This window comes from Ruegeria sp. BHSA123 (assembly GCF_059613425.1).
On sequence record NZ_JBXWSL010000030.1, the window covers coordinates 1 to 14,634 of the forward strand.

15 protein-coding genes and 1 tRNA gene are annotated in these 14,634 nt (G+C 56.5%); 10 read left to right on the forward strand and 6 right to left on the reverse strand.

From position 1 onward, the window contains the following. Positions 1 to 402 precede the first annotated feature (402 nt). Positions 403 to 1,017 (reverse strand): protein-methionine-sulfoxide reductase heme-binding subunit MsrQ, encoded by a 615-nt coding sequence (gene msrQ / locus AC2FNC_RS14130; RefSeq protein WP_480494588.1) that lies wholly within the window; start codon positions 1,015 to 1,017, stop codon positions 403 to 405. A gap of 4 nt (positions 1,018 to 1,021) precedes the next feature. Continuing rightward, the gene (gene msrP, locus AC2FNC_RS14135; protein WP_480521216.1) at positions 1,022 to 1,924 is read right to left on the reverse strand and encodes a protein-methionine-sulfoxide reductase catalytic subunit MsrP; all 903 of its coding nucleotides are present in this window, start codon (positions 1,922 to 1,924) and stop codon (positions 1,022 to 1,024) included. Between the two features lie 378 nt (positions 1,925 to 2,302). On the opposite strand from msrP, the gene AC2FNC_RS14140 reads away from it, so the two are divergent. Together AC2FNC_RS14140 and AC2FNC_RS14145 are read left to right on the forward strand one after the other, a co-directional pair. After that, positions 2,303 to 3,118: a cyclase family protein gene (locus AC2FNC_RS14140; RefSeq protein ID WP_480555930.1), complete on the forward strand. Its 816-nt coding sequence runs from the start codon at positions 2,303 to 2,305 to the stop codon at positions 3,116 to 3,118. 97 nt (positions 3,119 to 3,215) lie between these two features. Further along, positions 3,216 to 3,839: a class I SAM-dependent methyltransferase gene (locus tag AC2FNC_RS14145; protein WP_480474869.1), complete on the forward strand. Its 624-nt coding sequence runs from the start codon at positions 3,216 to 3,218 to the stop codon at positions 3,837 to 3,839. 53 nt (positions 3,840 to 3,892) lie between these two features. On the opposite strand, the gene clpB is transcribed toward AC2FNC_RS14145, so the two are convergent. After that, complete coding sequence (clpB, locus tag AC2FNC_RS14150; RefSeq protein WP_480555931.1) at positions 3,893 to 6,511, reverse strand: ATP-dependent chaperone ClpB; 2,619 nt, start codon at positions 6,509 to 6,511, stop codon at positions 3,893 to 3,895. A 125-nt stretch (positions 6,512 to 6,636) separates the two neighbouring features. Continuing rightward, positions 6,637 to 6,954 (reverse strand): hypothetical protein, encoded by a 318-nt coding sequence (locus AC2FNC_RS14155; RefSeq protein ID WP_480521174.1) that lies wholly within the window; start codon positions 6,952 to 6,954, stop codon positions 6,637 to 6,639. Positions 6,955 to 7,093: 139 nt separating this feature from the next. On the opposite strand from AC2FNC_RS14155, the gene pyrF reads away from it, so the two are divergent. Further along, positions 7,094 to 7,798, forward strand: coding sequence for an orotidine-5'-phosphate decarboxylase (gene pyrF, locus AC2FNC_RS14160; protein WP_480474867.1), 705 nt, complete (start codon positions 7,094 to 7,096; stop codon positions 7,796 to 7,798). Between the two features lie 350 nt (positions 7,799 to 8,148). Continuing rightward, a complete protein-coding gene (locus tag AC2FNC_RS14165) occupies positions 8,149 to 9,402 on the forward strand; it encodes a DNA polymerase IV (protein WP_480555932.1) in 1,254 nt (417 codons plus the stop codon). A 2-nt stretch (positions 9,403 to 9,404) separates the two neighbouring features. On the opposite strand, the gene AC2FNC_RS14170 is transcribed toward AC2FNC_RS14165, so the two are convergent. Next, positions 9,405 to 10,265 carry an N-formylglutamate amidohydrolase gene (locus AC2FNC_RS14170; protein ID WP_496715664.1) on the reverse strand — a complete coding sequence of 287 codons (861 nt, stop codon included), beginning with the start codon at positions 10,263 to 10,265 and terminating at the stop codon, positions 9,405 to 9,407. 148 nt (positions 10,266 to 10,413) lie between these two features. On the opposite strand from AC2FNC_RS14170, the gene AC2FNC_RS14175 reads away from it, so the two are divergent. The 5 genes from AC2FNC_RS14175 to AC2FNC_RS14195 all read left to right on the forward strand — a co-directional run bounded on the left by AC2FNC_RS14175 (position 10,414) and on the right by AC2FNC_RS14195 (position 13,136). After that, a tRNA-Val gene (locus tag AC2FNC_RS14175) sits at positions 10,414 to 10,488 on the forward strand. Between the two features lie 90 nt (positions 10,489 to 10,578). Continuing rightward, positions 10,579 to 10,704: a type B 50S ribosomal protein L36 gene (gene ykgO / locus AC2FNC_RS14180; RefSeq protein ID WP_085868787.1), complete on the forward strand. Its 126-nt coding sequence runs from the start codon at positions 10,579 to 10,581 to the stop codon at positions 10,702 to 10,704. Between the two features lie 225 nt (positions 10,705 to 10,929). After that, entirely contained in the window at positions 10,930 to 11,946 is a 1,017-nt protein-coding gene (locus tag AC2FNC_RS14185; protein ID WP_496715665.1) for a Fe(3+) ABC transporter substrate-binding protein, read from the forward strand. A gap of 117 nt (positions 11,947 to 12,063) precedes the next feature. After that, entirely contained in the window at positions 12,064 to 12,618 is a 555-nt protein-coding gene (locus tag AC2FNC_RS14190) for a helix-turn-helix domain-containing protein (RefSeq protein ID WP_480521181.1), read from the forward strand. Continuing rightward, the gene (locus AC2FNC_RS14195) at positions 12,615 to 13,136 is read left to right on the forward strand and encodes a GNAT family N-acetyltransferase (protein WP_480521183.1); all 522 of its coding nucleotides are present in this window, start codon (positions 12,615 to 12,617) and stop codon (positions 13,134 to 13,136) included. The genes AC2FNC_RS14190 and AC2FNC_RS14195 overlap by 4 nt, the downstream gene beginning before the upstream one ends. 16 nt (positions 13,137 to 13,152) lie before the next feature. On the opposite strand, the gene AC2FNC_RS14200 is transcribed toward AC2FNC_RS14195, so the two are convergent. Then, positions 13,153 to 13,953 (reverse strand): phenylalanine 4-monooxygenase, encoded by an 801-nt coding sequence (locus tag AC2FNC_RS14200; RefSeq protein WP_480521185.1) that lies wholly within the window; start codon positions 13,951 to 13,953, stop codon positions 13,153 to 13,155. Between the two features lie 119 nt (positions 13,954 to 14,072). Here AC2FNC_RS14200 and AC2FNC_RS14205 point away from each other — a divergent pair, with 119 nt between their 5' ends. Continuing rightward, complete coding sequence (locus AC2FNC_RS14205; RefSeq protein ID WP_496715668.1) at positions 14,073 to 14,531, forward strand: Lrp/AsnC family transcriptional regulator; 459 nt, start codon at positions 14,073 to 14,075, stop codon at positions 14,529 to 14,531. Positions 14,532 to 14,634: the final 103 nt, after the last annotated feature.

A 14,634-nucleotide genomic window follows, 5' to 3' on the forward strand; every position in this document is an offset into this window, starting at 1 on the left:
AAACGAACCAAACCGCCCACATATCTCTTCAGTTATCCATCAATGTCAAAGAACACACACCCAGAGCCAAAAACCAGACCGTAACGCCAATCCCTTAGCGCAACCGCCTAACCCTCAACCTCAGATGCCCACCGTCTCTCCGGTGCGTCTCAACCGTCTTTCCAGTCCGTCAGGCCAACCTCAGCTGCGCCGGTGAAGGGGTATTTACGGATTAGACTTCCAACCCGCAAGCGGAAAATGAACAAAAACTATAGAAAATGCAGATTGCAAAATTAATTATTTATTTTCAAATTGTTAGCGGGTCCCTATCAAGCGGAGGCGCGCCAAAATCGTCGGAAACACAGACGGGGTTCCGCACTTTATCGCCTTGTTCACAATGTTACTCGCAGACTCGCTTCCGAGTCAGGCAGAATCTGCTGTGTTGGACTGGAGTGACAGGCTTGGAATCGGCAACCGGAGGGTAAGAAGGATGACGATAGCTGCCAAATAGATCAGCGGCTCGATCTGAAACCCTTTTGCCAGCATCACATAATGCAGGCCGCCCAGCAAAGCGGCCGGGTACACCAGCCAATGCAGCCTGCGCCAACGCGGCCCCAGATGGCGCACCGACCAGTTGTTGGATGTTACCGTCAGAGGCAACAGCAAAAGAAACGCCCCCATTCCAACTGTAATATAAGGACGCTTGAGAATATCCGCCCAAATCTGGCTGGGAAGCTGTACGTCCAGAACCAGCCAGACAAGGAGATGCAGGCTGACATATACAAAAGTCAGCACGCCAATGGCCCGACGGAACTTCATCAGGTTCAAGCCCACAAATCGGCGCAAGGATGTGATGGCCAGGCCGGCAATCAGCAATTGTAACGCCAGTTCGCCATAGCGGTGCTCCAGCGCCTCAATCGGTTCGATCCCCAAACCGCCAGTCAGGCCAAGATAGAACAGCCAGGGCGCAGGCAGCACCCCCATCAAATAAACAGCCCATACCGGAATACGCCGGAGTGTCTGATTGATGGCTTGCATGATTCTAGTAATTCCTGGCCAGATCCATACCTTCATAAAGGCTGGCGACTTCTTCTTCATAACCGTTGAACATCAGCGTCGGTTTACGCGAGGCAAACAAGCCGCCGCCGATTTCACGTTCAGAGGCTTGTGACCAGCGCGGATGATCCACGTTCGGGTTTACATTGCTATAAAACCCGTATTCTCGCGAATTGGCCATATTCCAACTGGTGGGCGGCTCTTCTTCAGCAAGCGTGATGCGGACAATCGACTTGATCGATTTAAACCCGTATTTCCACGGCACGACCAGACGCAAAGGCGCGCCGTTCTGATTTGGGATCGGCTTGTTATAGATACCAGTGGCCATGATCGTAAGCGGATGCATCGCCTCATCCAGGCGCAAACCCTCGCGATAGGGCCATTCCAGAATTGGATAGCGTGTTCCCGGCATCTCATCCGGGCGGTGGGCCGTTTCGAACGCCACGTATTTCGCGCCCTCTTTAATCCCTGCCATGTTCAGAAGATCGGCCAATTCGAACCCGTTCCATGGAATGACCATCGACCAGGCTTCAACGCAACGGAAGCGATAGATGCGTTCTTCGATCGTCATCTCGGACAGGATGTCCTTGAAATCATACTCACCGGGACGATCGACCAGACCGTCAATCTTGACGCTCCAGGGTTCGGTCACCAGCGTATGTGCATATTTCGCCGGATCATCTTTTCCGGTCCCGAACTCATAGTAGTTGTTGTAACTCGTGATCTCTTCCCACGTGTTCGGCTCCAGCGCATCCTGCGCCGCAGCTGGTCGACCCATTGCCGCCAAACCAACACCCGCCATCCCGGCCATGACCTGCCGCCGGTTCAGGAACGCCGCCCGTGGGGTGACGTTGGCATGTGTCAATGTATTGGTCCAGCGATGCGCCATCTGGGTCTCCGTCATATTCGTTTGTCATTACATATTTAGGGTGCTGATAGCACAGACCCATGGAAACAGGCGTCACGTTTGAGCGACGTGATTGTAACGTTCCGGTTGGCGACAGGCCCAGACAGGCGGACTGTGCCGCGCTTTGCCCGTTTTCGACGGTCGTCACGACCTGAGCCAACTCGCGGTGCTCGAACATTACGCCGGGCATATACGTTTTACTCAGAGCTGGCTCTGAAAGGAGAATTACAGCCGGGTAGCCTGCCTGCAGTCTTTACAACTGCGGGTCTAAAACTGCACTCTGTCCGACAGGCACCATACGCGATCAACAGTGTGGCGGGCCTGTTTTTGCAGCCTCGTGGCCGCAATGGGAGGACAAAAATGTGTGATATCTGTGTAATGAACGCCGTAAAAGACAGGATGCTGTCCCGGCGCGGGTTCTTCAAAGCTGCTGCGGCATCGGGTGTTGCGGCTGCCGCAACCGGAGCAATGGCACCGGCCGCACTGGCCGCGGGGCATGGCGGTGTCCAAGACATGACCCACACGCTCAGCCCGGAGTTCCCGACCTGGGGCGGAGAGCCGGGCATCTCGGCTGAACAGGCATTCAATTTCGCGGAACACGGATTCAATCTGTTCAATTTGTCGATTAATGAGCATACGGGCACGCATATAGATGCCCCACTGCACTTTTCTGCGGATGGAGCTTCAGTCGATGAAATCCCGGTCTCAGATCTGGTTGCACCACTTTGCGTGGTCGATATCGCAGCCCGCGCAGCAGAAGACGCCGATACGCGTTTAACCCCTGATGACCTGAAAGCCTGGATAGCCACCAACGGTGACATCCCCGACGGGGCCTGCGTCGCCATGCACTCGGGATGGGCAGGCAAAACCGCTACGGATAAGTTCCGCAATTTCGACGGCGAAGCGCAGCATTACCCAGGCTTTCACGTTGAAGCTGCGCAGATGCTGATGGAGGAAACCGGGGCGCGGTCAATTGCCGTTGACACCTTGTCACTGGATCACGGCATGTCTGCGGATTTCGCCACCCATTATGCCTGGTTGCCTTCTGGCCGGTTCGGGATCGAATGCCTGGCCAATCTGGACCGGGTACCCGCGACGGGCGCGACACTTGTTATTGGCGCACCGAAACACGCTGGCGGTACCGGAGGTCCGGCGCGGATACTTGCGCTGATCTGACCTAACTGACGTACGGCGAAACTGGCCCGCTTTCTTCAGTGGGCCAGTTTCCTTCTGCGCATTCCATGAGTGGTAGGCACTGAGAAAAAGCCAGCCAATGGGCAAGACCAAATCTGATACCACACGGCGCTATGATACCGCTGCACCAAAATGGCGGGATAAGATGCGTGCTCTTGGTTATTACGATGCGTATCTTGGTTTTCTGTCAGCAAGTCAGCTCGCGCCAGAGCATAACAATCGGGTTGTTGATATCGGTGCCGGAACCGCCTCGTTTGCAGAAGCCTGGGTCGCTGTTCATGGGTCACCCGTCGAAGTAACCCTTCTCGAACCCAGTCAAGCCATGTTGAAACAGGGTCAAAGCGCGTTACAGGCGCGGGGTGTCGAGCCAAGACTTGTGCAGGGCTTGTTAGGGTCTGTCGTTCTGGAACCCGCTGATGTGGCACTGGCTGCGCATGTCATCGAACATTGCCTCGATCCTTTGTGCGCACTTGAGCAGATTCACGATTTGATGCGCCCTAGTGGTCGTTTGTATCTGGTGGTGTCAAAGCCGCATTGGTGCAATGCGATCATCTGGCTGCAATGGCGCCATCGCACATTCGGCAGAGAAGAAATTCTGGGACTATTGCACAAAGCTGGCTTCGAATGCGAATGTGAGCACTCATTTCCCGCAGGCCCACCATCCCGGACAAGCCGGGGAATTTTGGCGCGTCGGAGAACGTAGATTCAGACAAATAAAGACCCGCCAATACGGCGGGTCTTCCGTTTGTGCCTAAGTCAATGCACCACTGCGTCATCCGGGCGGGGCCGTTCCGACGTCCCCAACCGGTCACCGATGATCAAGCCATCTGCCCCGGCGGTGACCGGAACGACCTCACCATCCTTGATATCACCGGCCAGCAGCGCTTCGGCCAGCGGGTTCTGCAGGGCGCGTTGAATCACGCGTTTCAGCGGGCGGGCTCCGAAGACAGGGTCATAGCCTTCGTTGGCCAGCCATTCCTTGGCGCCATCGTCCAGGGCCAGCTCGATCTTGCGGGCCGCCAAGCGTTTTTGCAGACGCGCCATCTGGATATCGACGATGCCATCCATATCGGCCCGCTTGAGCCGGTCAAAGATGATCGTTTCGTCCAGACGGTTCAGGAACTCGGGCCGGAAATGTGCCCGCACCGCATCCATCACGTCACGGCGGGCCTGCGCGCTGTCCGCGCCATCGGGCAACTGGCTGAGCGCCTGAGAGCCGAGGTTCGACGTCAGAATGATCAGCGTCTGCTTGAAGTCCACGGTGCGGCCCTGACCATCGGTCAGCACACCGTCATCCAGAACCTGCAACAGCACGTTGAACACATCCGGGTGCGCCTTTTCGACCTCGTCAAACAGCACGACCTGATAGGGCCTGCGCCGCACGGCTTCGGTCAGCACACCGCCTTCGTCATAACCGACATAGCCCGGAGGGGCACCGATCAGACGGGCAACCGCGTGTTTCTCCATGAACTCGGACATGTCGATGCGCACCATCGCGTTGTCGTCGTCGAACAGGAAGTTCGCCACGGCCTTGGTCAGCTCGGTCTTACCCACGCCGGTCGGTCCGAGGAACAGGAACGATCCCAGTGGGCGGCCTTCGTCATTCAGACCCGCTCGCGCACGGCGCACGGCGTTGGCGACAGCAGTCACCGCTGCATCCTGACCAATCACGCGGGAATGCAGAGCGTCTTCCATCCGCAACAGCTTCTCGCGCTCACCTTCCAGCATTTTCGAGGTCGGGATACCGGTCCAGCGTTCCACGACAGAAGCAATCTGTTCAGGGCGCACCGTTTCCTCGGCCATCATACCATTGCTTTCGGCGTTCTCGGCCTCGGTCAGCTTTTTCTCAAGCTCGGGGATGACGCCATAGGACAGTTCCCCCGCTTTGGCCAGGTTGCCTTCACGCTTGGCGATCTCAAGATCAGCGCGCGCCTTGTCGAGCTGTTCCTTCAGGTCACGGGCACCCGCCAGCTTGTCGCGTTCGGCCTGCCATTGCGCTGTCATCTCGGCGGATCGTTCCTGCAAATCGGCCAGGTCCTTTTGCAAGGTTTCCAGACGATCTTTCGAGGCCGCGTCATCTTCAAGCTTCAGTGCCTCTTCCTCGATCTGCATCTGGAGGATGTTCCGGTCGAGTTGATCGAGTTCTTCGGGCTTGCTGTCGACCTCCATCCGCAAACGCGATGCGGCCTCGTCGACAAGGTCGATCGCTTTGTCGGGCAGAAAGCGGTCAGTTATATAGCGGTGCGACAGGGTCGCCGCTGAAACAAGCGCTGAATCCGAGATGCGCACACCGTGGTGCAGTTCGTACTTTTCCTTGATGCCGCGCAGGATGCTGATCGTATCTTCGACCGTCGGCTCCTGCACCATTACAGGCTGGAACCGGCGCGCAAGGGCTGCGTCTTTTTCCACGTATTTGCGGTACTCGTCCAGCGTGGTCGCACCGATACAATGCAGCTCGCCGCGGGCAAGCGCAGGCTTGATCAGGTTGGCCGCATCCATTGCACCATCAGATTTCCCGGCACCGACCAGCGTATGCATTTCGTCGATGAACAGGATGATTTCACCCGCAGCTTCAGTCACCTCGGTCAGAACGGCCTTGAGGCGTTCTTCGAATTCACCGCGATATTTCGCACCGGCGATCAGCGCACCCATATCGAGCGCAAGCAGCTTCTTGTCCTTCAGCGATTCCGGCACATCGCCGTTGATGATACGCAGGGCCATACCCTCGGCAATCGCGGTCTTACCGACGCCAGGTTCACCAATCAGAACCGGGTTGTTCTTGGTGCGACGCGACAGAACCTGCATCGAGCGGCGGATTTCCTCATCCCGACCGATGATCGGATCAATTTTGCCTTCGGCCGCAGCCTCGGTCAGGTCGCGCGCGTATTTCTTGAGCGCGTCATAGCCTTCTTCCGCCGACGCGCTGTCAGCGGTGCGACCCTTGCGGATGTCGTTAATCGCTTCGTTCAGTTTTTGCGCTGATACGGCTCCGGCGTCCAATGCATCCTTGGCCTTGGACTTCACCATGCACAGCGCCATCAGAACACGTTCAACCGGCACGAAACTGTCGCCTGCCTTTGAGGCTATCTTTGCGGCCTCGTCCAGGACTTTGGCAGTCTGGCCATCCATGTAAATCTGGCTCGCGTCACCGCTGACCTTGGGGATTTTCCCCATCGCAGTGTCCAGCGCCTCAACCACGCGGCTCGGCGCGCCGCCCGCGCGTGTGATCAGGTTGCTGGCCAACCCCTGATCGTCATCCATCAGTGCTTTGAGTATATGCGTGGGCTCCAGCCTCTGGTGCCCCTCGCGCAGCGCAATGGTCTGCGCAGCCTGCACGAATCCCCGTGCCCGCTCGGTGAACTTGTTCAAGTCCATGATATTCTCCTTTTCCAAGCGCCCCGTTTTGACATGCCCGCCTGGCAGCACATATCGGTCGAAGCCTCACATTCAATCTGGGAAATATCTTCGGTGGTTCAAGAGGCTAAAACACAGAAATCGACCTATTCGCGCTGGATGGTATAGACTGTATAACCACCAGTCTCGGCGACCTGAACGGCACCCAGATCATTCACCAAAGTTTGGGCTGCCGCACTTCCCGTCGGGCAAGAGACCAGATCTGCGGTATGGTCCAGGAAATTGCCGGTAAACGCCGTTTCACCAGTAAGTTGACACCAATCACCCTCAGACCTGTAACCACCAACCAAACGCAAATCGTCATTGGTCGGCACTGGTGCAGCCCCTGTGTCCGGTGTTTCGGGTGGCGTGTCATTACACGCGGCCAGTGCAATCAACGCGCCCAGCAGAACCAGCTTATTCATTTTTTACCCCTTATTTTGAATTCAAGTTATCAATACAGAGCACGATAACACGAATTGAAGCTGCCTGCGCGGCTTAGCAGATGGACAGAGCGGCCCGAAGCCGCTAGGACGCAGACGTTTGCCAAAAAGGAGCGCCCCCATGTCAGATGACCGCCTGATCGTAGCCCTTGATGTCCCCAACGCTCTGCAAGGGTTGGCCATGGCTGAACGTTTGGGGGACAGCGTTTCTTTCTACAAAATCGGGCTGGGTATGCTGACCGGTGGCGGGTTGGCATTGGCCAACGAGCTGAAACAGGACCACGGCAAGCGCATCTTCCTGGACATGAAATTGTTCGACATTGGCAATACTGTAGAAAATGCCGTTCGGGGGTTGGCGCAATTCGATCTGGATTTTCTGACCGTGCATGGTGACCCTCATGTGGTGCGCGCTGCCAAAGAAGGTGCTGCGGGTAAAGACCTGAAGATCCTCGCCGTGACTATCCTGACCTCGCTGAACCGCGACGATTTGGACGCAAGTCTTCTGAAATCCGGCGATGTGCAGGACTTGGTTGTCGAACGCGCGGCCAAAGCCTTTGAAGCCGGAGCTGATGGCGTTATCGCCAGCCCGCAGGAAGCCGCCCTGATCCGTGCTCTGCCACAGGCTGAAGGGCGTCTGATTGTAACCCCTGGTGTGCGCCCGGCTGGCGCAGCGCTTGGTGATCAGAAACGTGTAGCCACCCCGGCAAGCGCCATTCAGGATGGCGCAGATCACATCGTTGTTGGCCGCCCGATTTATCAGGCAAAAGACCCAAAGGCCGCTGCTGAGGCCGTTCTTTCCGAATTAAATTCTCTCAAGGTGTGCTAAGACCACCTGGTCATTTCAGGTGGGTTTTGCGTTGGATTTTCCGCGCAACAAGTTGACCTAAGGTCACTTTTTGACGAAACCGCGCCAAATCGTCTCTGTGCCAGAAAACACACATTCAAAACCCGAGTTTTCTCGGCACAACCTTCATCCTATCGAAACTAATGATTTTCAGGGATTCTGAAGGGGAAATACTCCCCTACGAACCGCTTCTTCCTGAGGTTCGTTACTTCCCCCCGCGATGTGCGGGGGGTCTTCTTTTCAAATCATCCCATGCCAGCAGGGCCTTTGATCCAGGATCACAGGTGATATAAAGAACTTCCAAGCCAACTGCGGAACGCATGAGGACGCAGATGCCCGGTCTTTGCCGAGATTGCCTGACCACATTGTCAAACGAACAACGCTGTACTGCCTGTGGCAGTCCGCGGGTAAAGACTCACTCGGAACTGTTTGACCTGTCGATTGCCCATATGGATTGTGACGCCTTCTATGCCTCGGTGGAGAAACGTGACAACCCTGAACTGGCGGACAAACCGGTTATCATTGGCGGCGGCAAGCGCGGCGTTGTTTCAACTGCCTGCTACGTTGCCCGTATTCGCGGTGTCCGGTCGGCCATGCCCATGTTCAAGGCGTTGCAACTCTGCCCCGAAGCCGTCGTGATCAAGCCGCGCATGTCCGTCTACGCCCAGGTGTCGCGCGACATCCGCGCCATGATGGATGAATTGACACCCGTGGTCGAACCCCTGTCGCTGGACGAAGCCTTCATGGACCTGTCGGGAACCGAACGTTTGCATGGCGCGCCACCGGCCGTCATGCTGGCGCGTCTGGTCAAGCGCATGAAGGATGAAATCGGTGTCACCGGCTCAATCGGGTTAAGTCACAACAAGTTTTTGGCCAAGGTCGCATCGGACCTCGACAAACCGCGCGGATTTTCAGTGATTGGCAAGGCGGAAACGGCAGAGTTTCTGAGTGACAAACCCGTAAGGTTGATCTGGGGCATTGGCCCGGCTGCGCAGGAAGCGCTGGACCAGGCCGGGATCAGAACTTTCAGTGATTTGCTGCGTTGGGATCAGGAGGCACTTACCGCACGGTTCGGTTCGATGGGATATCGCCTGTGGCACTTGGCCCGGGGTCAGGACAAGCGACGCGTATCTGCGCATGAGCCGATGAAATCCATCAGCAACGAGACGACATTTTTCGAAGACACGTCGAGCCTTGATATTCTGGACGGCCATTTGTGGCGCATGGCCCTGAAAGTGTCGGACCGCGCCAAGGCAAAGGATCTGGCAGGTCGGGTTGTCACGTTGAAACTGAAGAAAGCCAATCACAAGATCCTGACGCGGCGCGTGTCCTTGCGGGATGCGACACAGATTGCCGACCGGATTTACCGCACGGCCCGGGGCCTGTTCGATCAGGTTGTCGATCAGGGGCCGTATCGGTTGTTGGGCTGTGGTTTGTCTGACCTTTGCCCGGCGGATCAGGCGGATATTTCCGGCGACCTGCTGGATCCGGATGCTGCCCGCAGATCAAAGGCCGAACGGGCCACGGACGAGATTCGCCAGCGGTTCGGGGCCGAAGCAATCATGAAGGGCCGTGCGCTGCGCTGATATTATTCCGCCGCCAGACGCTCTGGGCTCGCACCCAGGCTGGAAATCTCCCGGACCACCTGCCTGAGCAGCTTCGAGAACGCCATGAAATTGGCATTGGGCGCGATTTTTTCTTCGTCCATGTACAAAGCGCGATCGATCTCGATCTGAACAGCGTGCTGCTGGCGACCGGGACGACCATAGGTTTGTGTCACATATGCCCCGGCAAAAGGCGCATTGCGTGCCACGTTGAGACCCGCTGCCGCAAAAGCCGCTTCAATGAGGTCCACAACCTCAGAGGATGCGGACGCGCCAAACCGGTCGCCCAACACGATCTCGGGCCGCCTTCCGCGCGCAGTGCCTGCCATGGCCACCGCCTCGTGCGGCATCGAGTGGCAGTCCACCAGAATTGCCTGTCCGAACATCTCGTGTGATTCGGCCAGCAGGGATTTCAACCGCGCATGATAAGGGCGCCAATAAGTGTCGATGCGCAGCCGCGCTTCGTCCATGGTGAGTTTGCCGCGATAAATTGCCCGACCGTTGGCTACCACGCGGGGAATCACCCCGAGCCCTGACGCGACCCTTGGATTATGCCCGAGCCTGCGGGCACCGCTGATCAAGGCCGGGTCAAGTTCATCCAGACTGCGGTTCAAATCCAGATAGGCGCGTGGCATGGCCGCCTTGATCAAAGGGGCACCGTTTTCCGCGGCGGGCGCGAACAACTGATCAACAAAGGCGTCTTCTGAGGATCGAATCACGCTCCGGTTCAATACGGACCGGTTCAGAAAAGCCTCAGGATACTCCCGCCCGCTGTGAGGCGATGAAAAAACCACGCACGAGGTGCGGTTTTCGGGCATATCCAATACATAGGCTGCGCTTTGCATGATCCCTCCGTGCTCGTAATCAACATAGACCGGAAAAATTGTTCTTCCAAACCCCTTGAACCCATTTGCGACTCCTTTTATAGACCCGCTACCGGCGCGGGGATCCGCGCCCCATTTCGTTATGGGGCAAGGCACGCAAAGGGAAAGTGGGCGGTTAGCTCAGCGGTAGAGCACTTCGTTGACATCGAAGGGGTCACAAGTTCGATCCTTGTACCGCCCACCATGATTTCACTGTTCCGGTTCTCCGGGACACCCGAGTAACCCAGGCGCTGGCCACGTCCTTGATGAAGGCGCCGCAGATTGGAGACAGACCATGAAGGTCAGGAACTCGCTCCGCTCGCTCAAGAACCGGCACCGTGACTGCCGGATTGTGCGTCGCAAAGGCCGCGTCTACGTGATCAACAAGACGCAGCGCAAGTTCAAAGCGCGTCAGGGCTAAGAACTGCACATCACTGCTTAAAGAAACCGCACCTTCGGGTGCGGTTTTTTTGTTCCTCGATACACTGGTCGAAGGTTTGGTTGTTTTCAGGAAATTCGACAGTACGGTCGCGACCTTTTGACCGAGTAAATCAGTCGGATTTACTTGCATCCCGCCCAGAATCATATAATTGAGAAAATCAGTCGGATTAATGACCGGCCCGAAATTCAATTGTTGAGGCACACTATGCTGAAATCCACGACCTGCCTGGCCGCCGCGCTGTCGGCTCTGATCGCAACATCTGCCGCCGCCGAAGGCGAGCTGAACCTTTATTCGTCGCGCCACTATGACACCGACGAACGGCTGTATACCGACTTTGAAGACGCAACTGGCATCAAGATTAACAGGATCGAAGGCAAAGCGGATGAACTGATTGCCCGGATGGAAGCGGAAGGCGCAAACTCACCTGCCGACGTGATGCTGACCGTGGACACGTCGCGCCTGGCACGAGCCAAGAACGCAGGTATCCTGCAATCGATCGACAGCGCAAAACTGGAAGAGCGCATTCCAGCCAACCTGCAGGACAGCGACAATCAGTGGTTTGGTTTCTCGCAACGCGGTCGGATCATCTTTTTCGACAAGGAAAACGTGACCAACCCGCCGGCCACCTACGCTGATCTGGCCAAACCGGAATACAAGGGAATGGTTTGTATCCGGTCTTCGACCAACACCTACAACCAGACCCTGCTGGCGTCGATCATCACACACGAAGGCACTGAGGCCGCCAAGTCCTGGGCCGAGGGTGTTGTCGCCAACATGGCGCGTGACCCGCAGGGCGGTGACACCGACCAGTTGCGCGGCATCGTTTCGGGCGAGTGTGAAATCGCGGTTTCGAACACCTACTATTTCGCGCGTTCCATTCGCACAGACGTCAAAGGCTTGTCCTCAGACCGCGACATGATCGACTGGGTCTTCCCGAACCAGAACAGCTATGGCGCGCATATGAATCTATCCGGTGGTGGGGTCGCCGCGCACGCACCCAACAAGGAAAACGCGATCCTGTTCCTTGAGTATCTGGCCAGCGATCAGGCGCAGAAATACTTCTCGGCGGGCAATGACGAGTTCCCGGCTGTTCCAAATGTCGAACTGGCCGAGTCGGTCAAGGCGCTGGGTGAATTCAAGGCCGACGACGTGAACCTTTCAGACGTTGCAAAGAACATCCCCGAAGCGCAGAAGATCTTTAACGAAGTTGGCTGGAAGTAATCTTTCTTAGCGCTGACTTATTGAAAAGGATGCGGATTGTTCGCATCCTTTTTCGTTGATATGTGATATTTGTTAATGTACTTTCTCATATATGAGAAATTTTTTCACGATGGTGTAATGCCTGACACCCTGTCAAACCGCCTTGCCAATCGCCTGAGCGAGCTGCGCCGCGGGCGCGGTTGGTCTTTGGATTACCTTGCCGAACGCAGCAGGATCAGCCGCGCCACCTTGTCCCGTATGGAAAAAGGGGATGTCAGCCCAACAGCCGACAACCTAGGCCGTCTGTGTGCTGCATACGATCTGCCGATCTCACGCCTGCTGATGATGGTTGAAGACAGCTTTGACCCCAAGGTTCCATTCGAACACCAGACCGAGTGGCGCGACCCTGAAACCGGCTTCACCCGCCGTGCTGTTTCACCACCCGCAAATGGATTGAACGCCGAGGTTCTGGAATGCCACCTTCCCCGGGACAGGGTCATTACCTACGAAGTGCCAACTAAATCGGGGCAAGAGCATCATCTGATCTTAGTGGACGGAGCGCTTACCCTGACGGTCGATGGAACACCCCACGCGCTGAACGCCGGAGATTGCCTGCGCTATCATCTGTCAGGACCGACCCGGTTTGAAACAGGGGCGTCGCGTGGCGCACGTTACCTGCTGGTGCTTATATGATCACGCGCCTGACCGATAACGATTTTGACGCGGCGCTGGACGACCTGGCAGAAATCCTGCATGCCTGTGTTCACGATGGGGCCAGCATAGGTTTCATACTTCCGTTTACCCTGAATGATGCGCGTGCGTACTGGCAACAATACGTACAGCCCGGTCTTAGGTCAGGTAAACTGGACTTGTTCGTTTCGAATGACGGTCCCCGCATTGCAGGCACCGTCCAACTGATCCCGGCGGCAATGCCCAACCAACCCCACCGCGCCGACGTGGCGAAACTTCTGGTCCACCCCAACGCCAGACGGCGGGGGTTAGGCCGATCCCTGATGAATGCGCTTGTTCTTCGGGCGCGAGAGGTGGGGCGCACGGTGCTAGTACTTGATACGCGCAGCACCGATCCCTCGCGGCTGCTTTATCAAAGCCTCGGGTTTCAGATCGCGGGGGAAATACCGAATTACTGCCGGAACCCATTTGAACCAAAATTCGAGCCCACAACCTATATGTACAAAAACCTTGACCCTTGAAAAGACGCAGCCCCCGCTACTGGGCGGCGGTTACCTTTTCGGGAAACTTGTTCGGCAACAGCCCGAGGCGGCGCGCACGACGAACATCTGCCAGCAGGTCCCGTTCGGCGGCCTCAAACAACTCTTCAGGGTCATCCAGAACAAAATACCCCATCTGGTGCATGTCGATCCGGTAGGGTGTTCGCAGAATCGTAAGAACGTCAAATGGGTCACGATCGGGTATGTCGCTGGTCACGGCATAGACCAGTTCTGTTGGCGACGACGCCAACCCTGAACCCAGCGCCTTGATCTGACCGTTCTGGCGGCGCAGGCCAAACTCGATCGAAAACCAGTAGAGCCTGATCAACCAGGCATAATCCGCGTCATCTGCCTGCTTTCCGGCTAGCCCGATGGCGTGGCTGAACGCGGCAAAACGCGGATCACTTAACAACGGTGTATGTCCGAATATCTCATGAAAGATATCCGGCTCTTCTATATAGTCGAAATCTTCCCGGGAGCGGATGAAAGAGGCGGCCGGAAAAACCCGATCCGCCAGCATCCCGAAAAACGTCTTGAATCCGATCAGCGCCGGAACCGGCTGCACCCGCCAACCGGTCAGGTCCAGCAACCGTTTAGAAATATCTGCACAAGAAGGCACTTTTGTCTTCGGTAGGTCCAGCCGCGCCAAACCGCTTAGGTATTCCGGCGCCATATAGCGCCGTACGTTTTCTTCCTGTGCCGCGTAAAGATCAGCCCAGACCGCATTCTCTTCGTCTGTGTAGGTAATGTGGCCATATTCATCCGCCAGTTTGGCGACATATTTGGTCGATTTGGGCATCAGCATCCTCCTGCATGAGATCAGGATACCTCAACTCACATGGAGAATTTGTTTTGATATTCTGAGTATCGCCCATATTATGAACGAAACACTCCGAGATATTGCCATTTGCGGGCCAAATGCTTCACCCTGCCGACATTGATATTTTGCGAGAGCTTCAGGCCAGTGGACGCCTGTCCATGCAGGAACTGGCCGACCGGACCGGGTTGTCGGCCTCGCAATGTTGGCGCCGCGTCCGTGACCTAGAATCGTCCGGGGTGGTTTCAGGGTATCGCGCGCAGGTTTCTGCCAAGGCAGTCGGCCTGAATGCCATTGCCTATGTCCACGTCGCGCTGAAGGACCATCAGGAGAACAGCATCTCGGCGTTTCTTCGTCTGGTCGAGACCGAGCCGCAAATCGTCGAGTGCGCCTCGATCACCGGGGATCACGACTTTATCCTGAAGGTTTACGCCAAAAACCCTGAGGATCTTGAGGTCTTCATCATGCAGCGCCTGTTAAAATCAGGGCTGGTCCGCGACACCCGCAGCAACTTTGTGCTTCGCCAGACCAAGACCCGCGGCCCTTTACCCATTCTTTGACAGGGTCCACCGAAACGGAACCTGAGCGGCTCTGTTAGCGGCTTAACCCATCCTTTCAAAGACGTGGTGTTGAAGGGCGGGGTGTGTCACTCAGTTGGAAAAG

Excerpts from the sequence above, each read along its gene's own strand:
- AC2FNC_RS14200 (WP_480521185.1), bottom strand. The coding sequence starts at position 13,953 with ATGCCCAAATCGACCAAATATGTCGCCAAACTGGCGGATGAATATGGC.
- AC2FNC_RS14170 (WP_496715664.1), bottom strand. The coding sequence starts at position 10,265 with ATGCAAAGCGCAGCCTATGTATTGGATATGCCCGAAAACCGCACCTCG.
- AC2FNC_RS14165 (WP_480555932.1), top strand. The coding sequence starts at position 8,149 with ATGCCCGGTCTTTGCCGAGATTGCCTGACCACATTGTCAAACGAACAA.
- AC2FNC_RS14140 (WP_480555930.1), top strand. The coding sequence starts at position 2,303 with ATGTGTGATATCTGTGTAATGAACGCCGTAAAAGACAGGATGCTGTCC.
- clpB (WP_480555931.1), bottom strand. The coding sequence starts at position 6,511 with ATGGACTTGAACAAGTTCACCGAGCGGGCACGGGGATTCGTGCAGGCT.
- pyrF (WP_480474867.1), top strand. The coding sequence starts at position 7,094 with ATGTCAGATGACCGCCTGATCGTAGCCCTTGATGTCCCCAACGCTCTG.
- msrQ (WP_480494588.1), bottom strand. The coding sequence starts at position 1,017 with ATGCAAGCCATCAATCAGACACTCCGGCGTATTCCGGTATGGGCTGTT.
- AC2FNC_RS14195 (WP_480521183.1), top strand. The coding sequence starts at position 12,615 with ATGATCACGCGCCTGACCGATAACGATTTTGACGCGGCGCTGGACGAC.
- AC2FNC_RS14185 (WP_496715665.1), top strand. The coding sequence starts at position 10,930 with ATGCTGAAATCCACGACCTGCCTGGCCGCCGCGCTGTCGGCTCTGATC.
- AC2FNC_RS14155 (WP_480521174.1), bottom strand. The coding sequence starts at position 6,954 with ATGAATAAGCTGGTTCTGCTGGGCGCGTTGATTGCACTGGCCGCGTGT.
- ykgO (WP_085868787.1), top strand. The coding sequence starts at position 10,579 with ATGAAGGTCAGGAACTCGCTCCGCTCGCTCAAGAACCGGCACCGTGAC.
- AC2FNC_RS14205 (WP_496715668.1), top strand. The coding sequence starts at position 14,073 with ATGCTTCACCCTGCCGACATTGATATTTTGCGAGAGCTTCAGGCCAGT.
- AC2FNC_RS14145 (WP_480474869.1), top strand. The coding sequence starts at position 3,216 with ATGGGCAAGACCAAATCTGATACCACACGGCGCTATGATACCGCTGCA.
- AC2FNC_RS14190 (WP_480521181.1), top strand. The coding sequence starts at position 12,064 with ATGCCTGACACCCTGTCAAACCGCCTTGCCAATCGCCTGAGCGAGCTG.
- msrP (WP_480521216.1), bottom strand. The coding sequence starts at position 1,924 with ATGGCGCATCGCTGGACCAATACATTGACACATGCCAACGTCACCCCA.